The 15,906-nt window shown below is 70.5% G+C and carries 15 protein-coding genes; 11 read left to right on the forward strand and 4 right to left on the reverse strand.

Annotated features, from left to right (window positions below):
• Positions 1–101 precede the first annotated feature (101 nt).
• The 4 genes from sdhA to BM288_RS08445 form a co-directional block, all read right to left on the reverse strand.
• Positions 102–1,889 (reverse strand): succinate dehydrogenase flavoprotein subunit, encoded by a 1,788-nt coding sequence (sdhA, locus tag BM288_RS08430; RefSeq protein ID WP_092917925.1) that lies wholly within the window; start codon positions 1,887–1,889, stop codon positions 102–104.
• 24 nt (positions 1,890–1,913) lie between these two features.
• The gene (locus tag BM288_RS08435) at positions 1,914–2,372 is read right to left on the reverse strand and encodes a succinate dehydrogenase hydrophobic membrane anchor subunit (protein WP_092917927.1); all 459 of its coding nucleotides are present in this window, start codon (positions 2,370–2,372) and stop codon (positions 1,914–1,916) included.
• Positions 2,372–2,809, reverse strand: a complete 438-nt coding sequence (sdhC, locus tag BM288_RS08440) for a succinate dehydrogenase, cytochrome b556 subunit (protein ID WP_404799696.1) — start codon at positions 2,807–2,809, stop codon at positions 2,372–2,374. The genes BM288_RS08435 and sdhC overlap by 1 nt, the downstream gene beginning before the upstream one ends.
• 155 nt (positions 2,810–2,964) lie before the next feature.
• The gene (locus BM288_RS08445; RefSeq protein ID WP_177220317.1) at positions 2,965–4,116 is read right to left on the reverse strand and encodes a glycosyltransferase family 4 protein; all 1,152 of its coding nucleotides are present in this window, start codon (positions 4,114–4,116) and stop codon (positions 2,965–2,967) included.
• A 95-nt stretch (positions 4,117–4,211) separates the two neighbouring features.
• Here BM288_RS08445 and BM288_RS08450 point away from each other — a divergent pair, with 95 nt between their 5' ends.
• From BM288_RS08450 to BM288_RS08500, 11 genes are all read left to right on the forward strand, one after another.
• Entirely contained in the window at positions 4,212–5,324 is a 1,113-nt protein-coding gene (locus BM288_RS08450) for a mannose-1-phosphate guanylyltransferase (RefSeq protein ID WP_092917931.1), read from the forward strand.
• 87 nt (positions 5,325–5,411) lie between these two features.
• Entirely contained in the window at positions 5,412–6,482 is a 1,071-nt protein-coding gene (locus tag BM288_RS08455) for a BMP family lipoprotein (protein WP_318255434.1), read from the forward strand.
• A gap of 135 nt (positions 6,483–6,617) precedes the next feature.
• Complete coding sequence (locus BM288_RS08460; RefSeq protein WP_318255435.1) at positions 6,618–7,724, forward strand: BMP family lipoprotein; 1,107 nt, start codon at positions 6,618–6,620, stop codon at positions 7,722–7,724.
• 125 nt (positions 7,725–7,849) lie between these two features.
• Positions 7,850–9,385: an ABC transporter ATP-binding protein gene (locus BM288_RS08465; protein ID WP_092917935.1), complete on the forward strand. Its 1,536-nt coding sequence runs from the start codon at positions 7,850–7,852 to the stop codon at positions 9,383–9,385.
• Complete coding sequence (locus tag BM288_RS08470) at positions 9,382–10,791, forward strand: ABC transporter permease (protein ID WP_318255436.1); 1,410 nt, start codon at positions 9,382–9,384, stop codon at positions 10,789–10,791. Before BM288_RS08465 ends, BM288_RS08470 begins: the two co-directional genes overlap by 4 nt.
• Complete coding sequence (locus BM288_RS08475) at positions 10,788–12,080, forward strand: ABC transporter permease (RefSeq protein ID WP_318255437.1); 1,293 nt, start codon at positions 10,788–10,790, stop codon at positions 12,078–12,080. Before BM288_RS08470 ends, BM288_RS08475 begins: the two co-directional genes overlap by 4 nt.
• Complete coding sequence (locus BM288_RS08480; protein WP_092917937.1) at positions 12,077–12,502, forward strand: cytidine deaminase; 426 nt, start codon at positions 12,077–12,079, stop codon at positions 12,500–12,502. The genes BM288_RS08475 and BM288_RS08480 overlap by 4 nt, the downstream gene beginning before the upstream one ends.
• Positions 12,495–13,784 (forward strand): thymidine phosphorylase, encoded by a 1,290-nt coding sequence (locus BM288_RS08485; protein ID WP_318255438.1) that lies wholly within the window; start codon positions 12,495–12,497, stop codon positions 13,782–13,784. Before BM288_RS08480 ends, BM288_RS08485 begins: the two co-directional genes overlap by 8 nt.
• 83 nt (positions 13,785–13,867) lie before the next feature.
• Positions 13,868–14,209, forward strand: a complete 342-nt coding sequence (locus tag BM288_RS08490; protein ID WP_318255439.1) for a DUF4190 domain-containing protein — start codon at positions 13,868–13,870, stop codon at positions 14,207–14,209.
• Between the two features lie 136 nt (positions 14,210–14,345).
• Entirely contained in the window at positions 14,346–15,452 is a 1,107-nt protein-coding gene (locus BM288_RS08495; protein WP_092917941.1) for an adenosine deaminase, read from the forward strand.
• Positions 15,449–15,886 (forward strand): PTS sugar transporter subunit IIA, encoded by a 438-nt coding sequence (locus BM288_RS08500; RefSeq protein ID WP_092917943.1) that lies wholly within the window; start codon positions 15,449–15,451, stop codon positions 15,884–15,886. Before BM288_RS08495 ends, BM288_RS08500 begins: the two co-directional genes overlap by 4 nt.
• Positions 15,887–15,906: the final 20 nt, after the last annotated feature.

The raw sequence follows: 15,906 nt of genomic DNA on the forward strand, positions 1-15,906 counted from the left end.
CGTCGCGTCGACCGCTGCCTCAGCCTGTGCACTCGGGTCGCCGGCCTCCGATGCGCCCTCGCTGCCGAGGCTGTGCTCGTTCTTCTGCTCGCTCTGGCTCATCAGTACTTCCTCTCCTGCGGCTCGTAGTGCGTGAAGCGCACGGGCTTCCAGTCCAGCCGGATCTCCTGCGGCAGGCCGATGTCGCCCGCGACTCGGTACGCCATCGTGTGCTGCATGTAGTTCTCGTCGTCGCGCTTGGGGTAGTCGTCGCGCATGTGGGCGCCGCGCGACTCCTTGCGGTTGAGGGCCGAGACGACCAGGATCTCGGCCAGGTCGAGCAGGAAGCCCAGCTCGACCGCCTCGAGCAGATCGGTGTTGAACCGGCGGCCGCGGTCGTGGATGCGCACGTTCGGGTAGCGCGTCCGGAGCTCGGCGATGTCGGCGAGGGCCCGCTGCAGCGTCTCGTCGGTGCGGAACACCTGGGCGTTGCGGTCCATCGTCTCCTGCAGCGCCTTGCGGATCTCGGCGACGTTCTCGGTGCCGGTGCCCTCGCGCAGCTGCGCGAGCAGCTTCACGACGCCGTCGGCGGCGTCTGCGGGCAGGTCGACGAAGTCGGCGGTCTGCGCGTACGCGACCGCGTTGTTGCCGGCGCGCTTGCCGAAGACGTTGATGTCGAGCAGCGAGTTGGTGCCCAGGCGGTTGGCGCCGTGCACCGAGACGCACGCGCACTCGCCGGCGGCGTACAGGCCCGGCACCACGGTCTCGTTGTCGGCGAGCACCTCGGCGTCGTTGTTCGTCGGGATGCCGCCCATCGCGTAGTGCGCGGTGGGGTAGACCGGCACGCGCTCGGTGACCGGGTCGACACCCAGGTAGGTGCGGGCGAACTCGGTGATGTCGGGCAGCTTCGTCTCGAGCACCTCGGCGCCCAGGTGGGTGCAGTCGAGGTAGACGTAGTCCTTGTGCGGCCCGGCGCCGCGGCCGTCGAGCACTTCCTGCACCATCGAGCGGGCGACGATGTCGCGCGGGGCGAGGTCCTTGATGGTGGGCGCGTAGCGCTCCATGAAGCGCTCGCCGGAGGCGTTGCGCAGGATCGCGCCCTCGCCGCGGGCGCCCTCGGTGAGGAGGATGCCGAGGCCGGCGAGGCCCGTCGGGTGGAACTGGTAGAACTCCATGTCCTCGAGCGGAAGGCCCTTGCGCCAGACGATGCCGACGCCGTCGCCCGTGAGCGTGTGCGCGTTCGAGGTGGTCTTGAAGATCTTGCCGAAGCCGCCGGTCGCGAAGATGACGGACTTGCCCTGGAAGACGTGGATCTCGCCGGTCGCGAGCTCGTACGCGACGACGCCGGAGACGCGCTTGGCCCCGTCGACCTCCGCCATCACGAGGTCGAGCACGTAGAACTCGTTGAAGAACTGCACGCCGTGCTTGACGCAGTTCTGGTAGAGCGTCTGCAGGATCATGTGCCCGGTGCGGTCGGCCGCGTAGCAGGCGCGGCGCACGGGAGCCTTGCCGTGGTCGCGCGTGTGCCCGCCGAAGCGGCGCTGGTCGATCTTGCCCTCAGCCGTGCGGTTGAACGGCAGGCCCATGTTCTCGAGGTCGTAGACCGCGTCGATCGCCTCGCGGGTCAGGATCTCAGCGGAGTCCTGGTCGGTGAGGTAGTCGCCGCCCTTGACGGTGTCGTACGTGTGCCACTCGTTGCTGTCCTCCTCCACGTTGGCGAGCGCGGCGGCCATGCCGCCCTGCGCCGCACCGGTGTGGGAGCGCGTGGGGTAGAGCTTCGTGATGACCGCGGTCGAGGCCTTCGGAGCCGACTCGATCGCGGCACGCATGCCGGCGCCGCCGGCGCCCACGATGACGACGTCGTGCTGGTGGTAGTGGATGCCGTCGGTGACGGAACTCTGATCAGCCATGTACTGGGGATCTCCGAATCGTGCTTAGAGCTCTGCGCAGAACGACGGCAGCAGCGAGAGGTCCGCGCCCTCGGGGCACGGGTTGAACGTGAACGTGATGAGCGTGCCGAGGATGATGAGGACCGCGGCCGCGATGCCGATCGCCCACAGGGCGACGGTGCGGATCGTGGGCTTGTGCACGTAGTCGTTGACGATGGTGCGCATGCCGTTCGAGCCGTGCAGGATCGCCAGCCACAGCATCAGCACATCCCACCACTGCCAGAACGGCTGGGCGAGCTTGCCGCCCACGAAGCCGAAGTCGACGGCGTGGATGCCGCCGGGGGTCCAGAGCAGGTTGAACGCCAGGTGGCCGAAGATCAGCACGACCAGCACGACGCCGGAGGCGCGCATGAAGATCCAGCCGGCCTTCTCGAGGTTCGGGCCGCGGCGGCCGGCGGAGCGGGCCGGGTAGGCGTAGTTCGGGTTCTCGATCGTCGCGGTCATCAGTGGCCCCCGTCCATCGGCGAGAACACGTTGATGAGGTGCGTCGGCGTGAAGTACAGCATCAGCACGGCGACGAGGCCCATCACGATCCAGAACAGCAGGCGCTGGTGCTTGGTCGCCCACGGCCACGCGTCGACCAGGATGATGCGCAGGCCGTTCATGGCGTGCAGCACGACGGCCCCGACCAGCACGACCTCGCCGAGGCCCATGATCGGGTTCTTGTACGTCGCCATCACCGCGTTGTACGCCTCTGGACTCACGCGGATCAGCGCGGTGTCGAGCACGTGCACAAGCAGGAAGAAGTAGATCGCCACACCGGTGATGCGGTGGAGCACCCACGACCACATGCCCTCATTGCCGCGATACAGCGTGCCGCTGAACGTGGTCCTCCGAGGACTGGGGTCGGGGAGGGTGAGGCTGCTCGATGTCTCAGACACGCGCGTTCCCTCCGTTGTTGGACCGGGCAAGGTCCCTCCATCCTATGCCCGCCGCGAACGCGGCCGGAGACCGCCGGTGACCCCGGCCCGGGACGGGCCGGGCAGCTGGTGCCGCGGCGGAGACCCGAGAGCGTCTCCGCTCCGAGCTCCAGCGCTCAGGCGCCGACGAGGCCGTCCGCGCCGCGGAGCGAGCGCCGCGCCGCAGCCTCGTAGTGGCCGAGCAGCTGGTCGATCACCGCTGGCCACGACCGGCCGAGCACGCGGCGGCGGCCGGCCTCACCCATCCGCGACCGCATGCCTGCATCGGCGACCAGACGCCCGACGGCGGTGCGCAGCGCGGATGCGTCGTCGGGCTCGAAGAGGAACCCGGTCGTGCCGTGGTCCACGAGGTCGATGGGGCCGCCGGCGCGGGGCGCGACGACCGGGAGGCCGCCGGCCGCCGCCTCCTGCAGCGTCTGGCCGAAGGTCTCCTCGGCGCCGGTGTGCACGAACAGATCCATCGCGGCGTAGGCGGCGCGCAGCGCGGTGCCCGAGAGCTGCCCGAGGAACACCGGTGCGAGCGGCGCCAGCTGCCGTCGCGTGTCGTGCATGCCGGGGCCGTCGCCGACGATCGCGAGCCGGATGCCGGGCAGGCCCGCGAGCGCGTGCAGCCGGTCGAGCCCCTTCTCGGGAGCGATCCTGCCGACGTAGCCGACGATCGTCTCCCCGCCTGGAGCGATCCGGCGGCGCAGGTTCGCCGCTGCTGGCCCTCTGCGGTTGTCGGGGTGGAAGCCGTCGAGGTCGACCCCGCGCGCCCAGCGGTGCACGCGCTTCACGCCCGCTGCTGCGAGATCGTCGAGTGCGGCGCTCGATGGGGCGAGCGTGCGGTCGGCGCTGTTGTGGATCAGCCGGATGATCTGCCAGGCGAAGGCTGCGCCGGCGCCGAGCCGGTTGCGGCGGGCGAAGCCGGCGACATCGGTCTGGTAGATCGCGACGCTCGGCAGCCCGATGCGCGCCGCTTCGGCGATGGCCTGGCCGCCGAGCATGAACGGGCTCGCGGCGTGCAGGATGTCGGGCTGGAACCGCGCCAGCAGGGCTGCGACCTGCGGGCTCGGCAGGCCGACGGGGAAGCGCCGGTAGGCGAAGGAGGGGACCTCGTGCACGGGCACGCCGCGGTAGTGCACCGGGGCACCGCAGCGGGGCGTGATGACGACGGCCTCGCGACCGGTGTCGACCAGATGGTCGAGCACGCGGCAGACGGAGGTGGTCACGCCGTTGACGGTCGGGAGGAAGCTCTCGGTCACGATCGCGACTCGCTCGATGCTCACGGACCCACGGTAGGACTGCCGCGTGGACGCAGCCGGGAGCAGCCGGTGAACGGCCGGTGAACGGGCGGTGAGGATCGGCTGGCTAGGCTCGCACCGTGGCGACCCTCGACGACTTCTACAGCATCATCCCTGCGGGTGGCACCGGCTCGCGACTCTGGCCGCTGTCGCGCGCGGACGCACCGAAGTTCCTGCACGACCTCACCGGCAGCGGCAAGACGCTGCTGCGGGCGACCTACGACCGGCTGACCCCGCTGTCGGGCACTGGCCGCACGATGGTGGTCACCGGGCGCGCGCATCGGGCGGCCGTCGAGGCGCAGATCCCCGAGCTCGAGGATGCCAACATCGTGCTCGAGGCCGATCCGCGCGACTCGACCGTGGCGGTGGCGCTCGCGGCAGCGATCCTGCGCCGGCGCGAGCCGGACGTGATCGTCGGCTCGTTCGCCGCCGACCACGTGATCGCCGACGAGCGCGCGTTCCGCCGGGTGACGGCCGAGGCCGTGGCCGCCGCGCGCGCGGGCTACATCGCCACGATCGGCATCACGCCGACCGAGCCGGCCATCGGCTTCGGCTACATCCGTGCCGGGGACAGCGTCGGCGTCGCGGACGCGCCGCGCGCGGCGATCGTGCGGGAGTTCGTCGAGAAGCCCTCGGCCCAGGTCGCGCAGCGGTATCTCGACGAGGGCGACTACCTCTGGAACGCGGGCATGTTCATCGCCCGTGCCGATGTGCTGCTCGCCGAGCTCGCGGCGGAGGAGCCGGAGCTCGCCGCGCAGATCGAGGAGCTGGCCGAGGCCTGGGACGAGCCGGCACGACGCGGTCCGGCGGTCGACCGCATCTGGCCGCAGCTGCAGAAGATCGCGATCGACTACTCGGTGGCCGAGCCCGCGGCCGCCCGCGGCCGCATGGTGGTCGTGCCGGGCGACTTCGACTGGGACGACGTGGGCGACTTCTCGGCCGTCGCGAAGCTGCACAACAACGGCCGCCGCGGGCGGCTCGCGATCCTCGGCAGCGAGGGCACGGTGCTGGCCGACTCGGCGAGCGGCATCGTGGTCTCGCAGTCGAAGCGCATCGTCTCGGTGGTGGGCATCCACGACGTGGTGGTGGTGGACACCCCGGATGCGCTGCTGGTCACCACGACCGACAATGCGCAGCGGGTGAAGCAGGTCGTCGACGCGGTGCGCCGCTCGGGCAACACCGACGCGCTCTGACGACCGCAGCGCACCGCCGCAGGGGCCGTGCGCCACGCGCGCACCCAGGGCCGGTTACGATTGCGCCACCGCACGAAGGAGTCGCCCTTGTCCCGCACGCTCGCTGTCCCCGCGCTCGCCGCCCTCGTCCTGCTCGCCGGCTGCGCCGCGCCTCCGCCCGCCGAATCCGGCGCTCCCGGCGATCCCGGTGCCGAGCAGTCGCTCGAGTGCGCGCAGATGGTCACGAACTCGGGCGGCCTGAACGACCGCTCGTTCAACGAGACCAGCTGGGCGGGCATGGAGCGCGCGCAGGAGGAGCTCGGCGTCGAGGTCAACGCGCTCGTCTCGACCACCGAGAGCGACCTCGCCCCGAACGTGGCAGCGGCAGTCGGCACCGGCTGCGGCTTCGTGCTGACCGTCGGCTACGAGCTTGTCGCCGCGACCGAGGAGCAGGCGGCAGCGAATCCCGACGTGCAGTTCGCGATCGTCGACGAGATCGTCGAGGCGCCGAACGTGCGCTCCATCGTCTTCGACACCGCGCAGGCGGCCTACCTCGCCGGCTACACCGCCGCATCCGTCACCGAGACCGGCATCGTCGCCACGTTCGGCGGCGGCAACCAGCCGCCGGTGACGCTGTTCATGGATGGCTTCGCCGCCGGCATCGACGCCTACAACGAGGCGAAGGGCACCCAGGTCGAGCTGCTCGGCTGGGACCCGGAGTCGCAGGACGGCACCTTCACCGGCGACTTCGAGAACGTCAGCCTCGGCCAGTCGCAGACGCAGGCGTTCATCTCGCAGGGCGCCGACGTGATCCTGCCGGTCGCGGGGCAGGTCGGCGAGGGCGCCTTCCGCGCCTCGCTCGACGCCGGCGGCGAGGCGCTCGTGATCTGGGTCGACAACGACGGCTATGACACGCTGCCGGCCGAGTTCCACCCGCTGCTGCTGACCAGCATCCTGAAGAACACGGAGGACGCCGTGGTCGGCGCCGTCGAGGACGCCGTCGACGGCACGATCTCGAACGAGCCCATCATCGGCACCCTCGACAACGGCGGTGTCGACATCGCGCCGTTCCACGACCTCGACTCGCGCGTCAGCGACGAGACGAAGGCCGAGCTGGATGCGCTGCGGCAGCAGATCATCGCCGGCGAGATCACGGTGGAGTCGCCCTCGAGCCCCTGAGCGGGACTCAGCAATTGCAACGATTGCATTGCGGTGTAACCGGCACGGCGCCCACGGGGCGGATGCGGCTCTATGCTCGACCCAACATGCGCTACGCCGCGCCGCGGCGAGCATCCTTTGCACTGGAGGAATCCCTTGAGGAAGACCACTCGATCCGCCCTCCGCGGCGGCGCGATCGCGCTCGGCGCGTCGCTGCTGCTCGCCGGTTGTGCCGCTGCGCCGGAGGCGCCCGCTGAGTCCGAGCCGACCGGCTCGGAGCCCGCGGCCACGGCCGACATCACGCCCTGCATCGTCTCCGACTCGGGCGGCTTCGACGACCGCTCGTTCAACCAGCTCGGCCTCGAGGGCCTCACCGCCGCGGCAGAGTCGCTCGGCGTCGAGCCCATCTCGGTCGAGTCGCAGTCCGCTGCCGACTACGCGCCCAACCTCTCGAGCGTCATCGACCAGGGCTGCAACATGATCGTCTCGGTCGGCTTCTCGCTCGCCGAGGCGACCGCAGCGTCGGCTGAGGCCAACCCCGACCTCAACTACGCGATCATCGACGACAGCTCGATCGATCTGCCCAACGTGCAGCCCATCGTGTACGACACCGCGCAGGCGGCCTTCCTGGCCGGCTACGCAGCCGCCTCCTACACCGAGACGGGCATCATCGCCACCTGGGGCGGCCTGCCGATCCCGCCGGTGACGATCTTCATGGATGGCTTCTACGAGGGCGCCATGTACTTCAACGAGCAGAACGGCACGGACGTGCAGGTGCTCGGCTGGGACCCCGAGGCGCAGGACGGCTCGTTCACGGGCGGCTTCGAGGCCGGCGTCGAGGCGAAGTCGATGGCTCAGACCTTCATCGGCCAGAACGCTGACGTGCTGCTGCCCGTCGGCGGCCCGATCTTCCTGTCGGCCGCAGAGGCGATCCGCGACCAGGGCGACGACTCGGGCATCGCGCTGGTGGGCGTCGACGCCGACCTGTACGAGACGTCGACCGAGAACGCCGACCTCTTCCTGACCTCGATCCTCAAGGGCATGGCGACCGGTGTGGAGACGGTCGTGAACCAGGCCGCTGCCGGCGAGTTCTCGAGCGAGCCGTACGTCGGAACGCTCGAGAACGAGGGCGTCGCGCTTGCGCCGTTCCACGACTTCGAAGACGTTGTCGACCCGGAGCTGCAGGCTCAGCTCGACGAGATCACGGCCGGCATCATCGCCGGTGACATCGTGGTCGAGTCTCCGTCCAGCCCGCAGCAGTAAGCACACATCGCGCGTGGGGGTCGGCGCCTGCCGGCCCCCACACGCGTGAGCGGCACCGGAGCGCGCGCTCGCGCGCATACCCACTAGATTCACTTGCGTCGTCACCGTCGTCGAAGGAAGGGCACATGACCCTCGAGCTCAAGGGCATCACGAAGCGCTTCGGCGCCCTCACCGCCAACGATCACATCGACCTCGAGGTGAACGCGGGCGAGATCCACTGCCTGCTGGGTGAGAACGGCGCCGGCAAGTCGACCCTCATGAACGTGCTCTACGGGCTCTATCAGGCCGATGAGGGCCAGATCCTGCTCGATGGCGAGGTGCAGCACTTCTCCGGTCCCGGGGACGCCATGCGCGCCGGCATCGGCATGGTGCACCAGCACTTCATGCTGATCCCGGTCTTCACCGTCGCCGAGAACGTGCTGCTCGGGCACGAGAAGGCGCTCGGCGGGCTCTCCGGCGCCAAGCAGAAGGTGCGCGAGATCTCCGACCGCTTCGGCTTCCACATCGATCCGGACGCGAAGATCGAGGACCTGCCCGTCGGTGTGCAGCAGCGGGTCGAGATCATCAAGGCGCTGTCGCAGGATGCGAAGGTGCTCGTGTTCGACGAGCCCACCGCCGTGCTGACGCCGCGGGAGACCGACGAGCTGATGGCGATCATGCAGCAGCTCCGCGACGAGGGCACTGCCATCGTCTTCATCACCCACAAGCTGCGCGAGGTGCGCGCGATCGCCGACCGCATCACGGTCATCCGCCTGGGCAAGGTGGTCGGCGAGGCGAGCCGCGAGGACTCCAGCAACGAGCTCGCCTCGATGATGGTCGGCCGTGCGGTCGAGCTGACCGTGCAGAAGAGCCCGCCGGTGCTCACGGACAACATCGTCGAGATCCGTGGGCTCACCGTGCTGGACGCCATCGGCCAGAAGGTCGTCAACGACGTCTCCTTCGATGTCCGCGGCGGCGAGGTGCTGTGCATCGCCGGTGTGCAGGGCAACGGTCAGACCGAGCTGACCGAGGCGATCATCGGCATGCAGCCGCGCACGACGGGTTCCATCAAGCTCAACGGTCTCGAGCTGCAGGGGAAGTCGGTGCGCGAGGTGCTCGATTCGGGCGTCGGCTTCGTGCCGGAGGACAGGACGGTCGACGGCCTCGTCGGCGACTTCACGATCGCCGAGAACCTCATGCTCGACCGCTACCGGGGCGAGCCCTTCGTCAGGGTCGGATCGATCGACCGAGCCGTGCGCGATGAGTTCGCGACGGAGAAGCTGGATGCCTTCGACATCCGAGCCCAGGGCATCGACACGCATGTCGGCACCCTCTCCGGCGGCAACCAGCAGAAGGTGGTGCTCGCCCGCGAGCTCGGCCGCCCGCTGTCACTGTTCGTCGCCTCGCAGCCCACCCGCGGTCTGGATGTCGGCTCGATCGAGTTCGTGCACAGCCAGGTCATCGCGAGCCGCGACGCGGGCATCCCCGTCATCGTCGTCTCGACAGAGCTCGACGAGGTGGTCGGTCTGGCCGACCGCATCGCGGTGATGTACCGCGGCGGCGTGGTGGGCGTCGTGCCGGCCGACACCAGCCGTGACACGCTCGGCCTGATGATGGCCGGCGAGCCTCCCGCGGCTGCACCCGCAGATCCGACCGACCCGAGCGAAGGAGCGGCAGCGTGAACGACACGCCTCGTGACGCCGACGATCCCATCGAGCCCGTCGAGCGAGACCGACCCGGCGGCTCGCCTGATTCCGGCGAGCAGCCCACGGTGGTGCACGCCCCGCAGGCGACTGCGGTCACCCCGGTGGCGACGGCGCCCGGCGCGACGGACGACCGCACCGTCGAGGACGACGACCCCTGGGGCAGCGCCTTCCGGCGCATCATGGGCGGCAACCTGGTCATGGCACTGCTGGCGATCTTCGCCTCGCTCGTCGTCGGCGGCATCCTGATCGCCGCGACCGACGAGCGCGTGCAGGCCGCCAGCGGCTACTTCTTCGCTCGCCCCGGCGACATGCTGGGGGCGATCTGGGATGCTGTCTTCGGCGCCTACTCGGCACTCTTCCAGGGCTCGATCCTCAACTTCTCGCGCCCTGAAGCCGGCTTCGCCACCATGATCAAGCCGCTCACGGACACGCTGAACTTCGCCACCCCGCTGATCGCCGCCGGCCTGGGCGTCGCGATCGCCTTCCGCGTCGGACTGTTCAACATCGGTGGCCGCGGCCAGATGCTGTGGGCCGCTGCCGCTGCCGGCTGGGTCGGCTTCAGCTTCCAGCTGCCTCCCGTGCTGCACGTGCTGGTCGCCATCGCGGTCGGCATCGTCGCCGGCGCGATCTGGGGCGCCGTAGCGGGTGCGCTCAAGGCGTTCACCGGCGCGCACGAGGTGATCGTGACGATCATGCTCAACTTCGTCGCGCTCTGGTTCATCACCTGGATGCTGCGCACCCCCGGGCTGCTGCAGAACCCCGCGAGCAACAACCCGATCTCTCCACCGATGCCGGATTCGGCGACCCTGCCGTCGATCTTCGGACCTCCGTTCATCCTGCACTGGGGCTTCGTGCTGTCGGTCGCGGCAGTGATCTTCTGCTCCTGGCTGATCAACCGCTCGAGCCTCGGCTTCCAGTTCCGGGCCGTCGGCTACAACAAGAGCGCCGCGCTGAACGCCGGCATGGACGTCAAGCGGCTGACCGTGCTCGCGATGGCCTTCGCAGGCGGCTTCATGGGCCTCGCCGGTGCGCAGCAGGTGACCGGGGCGGTCACCACCGGCTTCACCTCCGGCATCGACGCCGGCATCGGCTTCGACGGCATCACCGTGGCGCTGCTGGGCGGCTCCACCCCGTGGGGCACCTTCTTCGCCGGGCTGCTGTTCGGCGCGTTCAAGGCCGGCGGCTTCCGCATGCAGGCGGCCGAGGGCGTGCCGATCGACATCATCCTCGTCGTGCAGTCGTTCATCGTGCTGTTCATCGCTGCGCCCCCGCTGGTGCGCGCGATGTTCGGCCTGCCGCAGCCGGGCAAGAAGTCGCGCCGGCAGCGTCGTGACGAGGCCGCGCTGAAGGCGATGACGCAGCAGAAGGGAGCGCAGTCGTGACCACGCAGCAGCCCGCAGAGGTGCAGCCGGCGGCCGACGAGCGCATCGAGCTCGAGCGCGCCGTCGTCAAGCACTGGAAGGCGCCGATCTCCTACGCCGTGCTGACGGCCGTCTCGTTCATCCTGATGGTCCTGCTCGCCCGTGATGGCCTGGCGCGGCTGCGGCTGGCCTCCGGCGGCGACTTCTTCCAGATCCCGGATGCGCTGCTGCCGGTGCGCGCCACCGGCGTCGTCGTCGTCGTGCTGCTGGCGCTGCTGACGGCGTTCTCCTTCTGGGCGGCCGCGACGGTGCGGAAGGTCGGCGCCTGGCTGCCGGTCGTCTTCGGCATCGTGTTCGTGGTGGGCTTCCTCGTCTGGGCCGGCGCCGGCGCGATGATCCCGATCCCGGGGCTGCTGTTCGCCACCGTCGGGCTCTCCGTGCCGCTGATCTTCGGCGCCATGGGCGGCGTGATCTCCGAGCGCGCCGGTGTCGTGAACATCGCCATCGAGGCGCAGCTGCTCGGCGGCGCCTTCACCGGCGCCGTGGTCGCCTCGGCGACCGGCTCCACGATCGTCGGCGTGTTCGCGGCCATGGTCGCGTCGGTGCTCGTGTCGATGGTGCTGGCCGTGTTCGCGATCCGCTACTTCGTCGAGCAGATCATCGTGGGCGTGGTGCTCAACGTGCTGATCGCCGGTCTGACCAACTTCTTCTACTCCTCGGTGCTCACCGACAATCCCGCGCTCAACTCGCCCGATCGGCTGCCGCGGCTCAACATCCCGCTGCTCGAGAACATCCCGCTGATCGGTCCGGCGCTGTTCAACCAGACGGCGATCGTCTACGCGATGTACCTCATCGTGCCGCTCATCGCCTGGGGCCTGTTCAAGACCACGTGGGGCCTGCGGCTGCGCGCGATCGGCGAGCACCCGCTGGCGGCGGACACGGTCGGCATCAACGTGCCGCGGCTGCGGTTCTGGAACGTGTCGCTGGCCGGCGCTGTCGCCGGCCTCGGCGGCGCCTACTTCACGCTCGACTCGAACGGCGCCTTCACGCGAGAGATGACGGCGGGTCTGGGCTACATCGCCCTCGCGGCGGTCATCTTCGGGCAGTGGCACCCGATCAAGGCGACCGCGGCAGCGCTGCTGTTCGGCTTCGCCTCCGCGCTGCAGCAGACGCTCGGCGCGATCGGCTCGCCGGTCCCGAGCGAGTTCATGCTGATGCTCCCGTACGTGATCACCATCCTCGCGGTGGCCGGCTTCATCGGGCAGTCGAGGCCGCCCGCGGCGAGCGGCAAGCCGTACAGGAAGCAATGACGACGATCGACTGGGAGTCGCTGCACGCCCGCGCGGTGGAGGCGAGCGCGAAGGCCTACGTGCCCTACTCGCGCTTCCCCGTCGGGGCGGCCGCGCTCGTCGACGACGGTCGCGTCGTTGCCGGCGCGAACATCGAGAACGCCGCCTACGGCGTCACCCTGTGCGCGGAGTGCTCGCTCGTGAGCGAGATGGTGATGGGCGGCGGCGGCAAGCTCGTCGCCTTCGCGTGCGTGAACGGCTCCGGTGAGCGGCTGATGCCGTGCGGCCGCTGCCGGCAGCTGCTCTTCGAGCACGCGGCGCCGGGCATGCTGCTCGACACCGTCAGCGGCATCCGCACGATCGACGAGGTGCTGCCGGATGCCTTCGGTCCCCGGCAGCTGGACGAGTACGCAGAGCAGAGGGAGGCCGAGCACCGTGGCTGAGGCATTCGACGCGGTCGACATCATCCGCACGAAGCGCGACAGGGGCACGCTCTCGACCGAGCAGATCGACTGGCTCGTCGATGCCTACACGCGCAACTACGTCGACGACCCGCAGATGGCGGCGCTGGCGATGGCGATCCTGCTCAACGGCATGGACCGCCGCGAGATCCACGACCTGACGATGGCGATGATCGCCTCCGGCGAGCGGATGGACTTCTCCTCGCTCGAGGCGCCGACGGTCGACAAGCACTCCACCGGCGGCGTCGGTGACAAGATCACGCTGCCGCTCATGCCCCTGGTGGCGGCATTCGGCGCCGCCGTGCCGCAGCTCTCGGGCCGCGGCCTCGGCCACACCGGCGGCACGCTCGACAAGCTCGAGTCGATCCCCGGCTGGCGCGCCGAGCTCACGAACGACGAGATGCTCGAGCAGCTGCGCACCGTCGGCGGCGTGGTCTGCGCCGCGGGCGCGGGCCTGGCGCCGGCCGACAAGCGGCTCTACGCGCTGCGCGACATCACCGGCACCGTCGAGGCCATCCCACTCATCGCATCCTCGATCATGTCGAAGAAGATCGCCGAGGGCACCGGCGCGCTCGTGCTCGATGTGAAGTTCGGCTCCGGCGCCTTCATGCAGGAGTTCGAGCGGGCGCGCGAGCTGGCCATGACGATGGTCGAGCTGGGCCGCGACGCCGGCGTCGAGACCCGCGCGCTGCTGACCACCATGGACACGCCGCTCGGCCTCGCGATCGGCAACGCCAACGAGGTGCGCGAGTCGGTCGAGGTGCTCGCCGGCGGCGGCCCCGCCGACGTGGTGGAGCTGACCGTCGCCCTGGCGCGGGAGATGCTGGATGCGGTGGGCCAGCCCGACGCGGACGTCGAGGCGGCGCTCGCCGATGGCCGGGCGATGGACGTGTGGCGGAAGTTCGTCATCGCGCAGGACGGCGACCCCGATGCGGCGCTGCCGCAGCCGAACGAGACGCACACCGTGGTGGCGGAGGCCGACGGCGTGCTTGCCCGGCAGGACGCCCTGCCGTTCGGCATCGCCGCGTGGCGCCTCGGCGCCGGCCGCGCGCGGGCGAGCGACCCGGTCGTGCACGCGGCGGGCATCGACCTGCACGTGAAGCCCGGCGACGCCGTGCGCAAGGGCGACCCGCTGTGGACGATCGCTGCCGACGACGCCACGCGCATCCCGCGTGCGCTGGAGGCGCTCGAGGGTGCCTGGGAGCTCGCCGCGCCAGGCTCCTCGGTGGAGGTGCCGCCGATCGTCCGCGAGCGCATCGCCTGAGCCCCTGGGCGCACGATGAGGATTCGCCCAACCACGGCGAGCGCGCAGGTGGTTCGATGGTGCCATCGATGGAGGAGCAGGTCATGAGCGAGCACCAGTCGTACACGCCGCAGCCGAGCGAGCCCGCGCGATCCGTGCCGGCGGGCGCAGCCGGGAGCGGCGACGGCAGCGCGGAGCCGAAGACGCTGTCGATCGTGAGCCTCGTGCTGGGCCTCGCGTCGATCTTCCTCGGCATCTCGATCCTCGTGCCGATCGCCGGCATCGTCGTCGGCGTGATGGCGCGCAAGCGCGAGCCCGCCGGCCGGACGATGGCGCTGTGGGGCATCGGGCTCTCGATCGCCACGCTCGTCATCGGTGCGCTGCTGTGGATCATCGCGGGCGGCTTCATCATCGCCGCGCTCGGCCTGGCGGCCTCCGGCGCCTGAGCCGCGCCCGACGCCGCCGCTGCGGCATCCCGCCGTCCTCCGCGCGGCCACTCGTGCGCGGCAGCGGACCCGACACGCCTGCAGGTCGTCCGACCGATACGATCGAATCCCAAGGCATCCCGACGACGGAGGCGAGATGAGCCGGTACGAGGTCGACGGCGTCGACATCCAGACGCTGCCCAAGGTCAGCCTCCACGACCATCTCGACGGCGGGCTGCGTCCCCAGACCATCCTCGAGCTCGGCGAGGAGATCGGGCTGGAGCTGCCCGCCGACGACGCCGAGTCGCTGCGCGCGTGGTTCGCCGCGCAGTCGGACTCGGGCTCGTTGCCCGAGTACCTGAAGACCTTCGACCTCACGACGGCCGTCATGCAGACCGAGCACGGCCTGCGCCGGGTCGCGAAGGAGTTCGTGCTCGACCTCGCAGAGGACGGCGTCGTCTACGGCGAGATCCGCTGGGCGCCCGAGCAGCACCTGCAGCGCGGGCTCACGCTCGACCAGGCGGTCGAGGCCGTGCAGGCGGGGATCGAGGAGGCCATCGGCCTGGTCGCCAGCCACGGCGGGCGCATCCGCGTGGGCCAGCTCGTCAGCGCCATGCGGCACCTCGACCGCGCCGACGAGATCGCGCAGCTCGCCCTGCGCCACCGCCATGCGGGTGCGGTCGGCTTCGACATCGCCGGGCCGGAGGACGGCTTCCCGGCGTCGCGGCTGCAGTCCGCCTTCGACACGCTCGCCAAGGCGCATTTCCCAGCCACCGTGCACGCCGGCGAAGGGGCCGGCATCGACTCGATCGCCGACGCGCTCTTCAGCGGCCGCGCGCTGCGGCTCGGCCACGGCACGCGCATCGCCGAGGACATCGTGGTCGAGGAGGAGACCGACGACGCCATCGTCGTGCGGCTGGGCGAGATCGCCGAATGGGTGAAGGATCGCCAGATCGCGCTCGAGGTGAGCCCCTCCTCCAACCTGCAGACCGGCACGATCGCGCAGTGGGGCTCGGCGCTGACCGACCACCCGATCGACCTTCTGCACCAGCTGGGCTTCTGCGTCACCGTCAATCCCGACAACCGGCTGCAGTCGGGGACGACGCTCACGCGCGAGCTGGGCCTGCTGGTGGATGCGTTCGACTGGAGCCTCGACGACCTCGAGCAGGTGACGCAGAATGCCGCGGCCAGCGCCTTCTGCAGCTTCGAGGACTACGAGCAGCTCGCCGACGAGATCGCCGACGGGTACGACGCAGCACGATGACGCTTCCGCTCGATCAGGCGACCTTCTCGTCTGGGGTCCACGCCGCCGACTGGCGTGCCGCCGTGCGCGCCGCGGGGGTTGATCTGGTGACCGCCGGCGCGGTCGGCCGCGCGTACGTGGACGAGCTCGTGCAGCAAATCGAGCAGGCCGGCCCCTACTGCGTGGTCGCGCCGGGCGTCGCGGTGCCGCACGCGAAGGCCAGCGCCGTGGTGCGCCGCGATGCGCTCGCGGTGGTCGTGCTCGACGAGCCGGTCGCCTTCGGGCACACGCATCACGACCCCGTGCGCGTCGTCATCGGCCTCGCGGCCACGAGCTCCAAGCGCCACCTGCAGATCCTGTCCGAGCTCGCCAACGCCCTGGACGCATCCGGGGTCATCGACCGCCTCGCGGCGGCGGCCACCCGGGACGAGGCGATCGCCGCGCTGCGCGCCTGACGGCGTCGGGCCGCGCGCGC

It is taken from the genome of Agrococcus baldri, from assembly GCA_900114805.1.
GTDB classification, from domain to species: Bacteria; Actinomycetota; Actinomycetes; order Actinomycetales; family Microbacteriaceae; genus Agrococcus; species Agrococcus baldri.

Bases quoted from the DNA above. Each gene is read 5' to 3' on its own strand.
- sdhA (WP_092917925.1), bottom strand. From the start codon at position 1,889: ATGGCTGATCAGAGTTCCGTCACCGACGGCATCCACTACCACCAGCAC.
- BM288_RS08490 (WP_318255439.1), top strand. From the start codon at position 13,868: ATGAGCGAGCACCAGTCGTACACGCCGCAGCCGAGCGAGCCCGCGCGA.
- BM288_RS08500 (WP_092917943.1), top strand. From the start codon at position 15,449: ATGACGCTTCCGCTCGATCAGGCGACCTTCTCGTCTGGGGTCCACGCC.
- BM288_RS08435 (WP_092917927.1), bottom strand. From the start codon at position 2,372: ATGACCGCGACGATCGAGAACCCGAACTACGCCTACCCGGCCCGCTCC.
- BM288_RS08495 (WP_092917941.1), top strand. From the start codon at position 14,346: ATGAGCCGGTACGAGGTCGACGGCGTCGACATCCAGACGCTGCCCAAG.
- BM288_RS08465 (WP_092917935.1), top strand. From the start codon at position 7,850: ATGACCCTCGAGCTCAAGGGCATCACGAAGCGCTTCGGCGCCCTCACC.
- BM288_RS08480 (WP_092917937.1), top strand. From the start codon at position 12,077: ATGACGACGATCGACTGGGAGTCGCTGCACGCCCGCGCGGTGGAGGCG.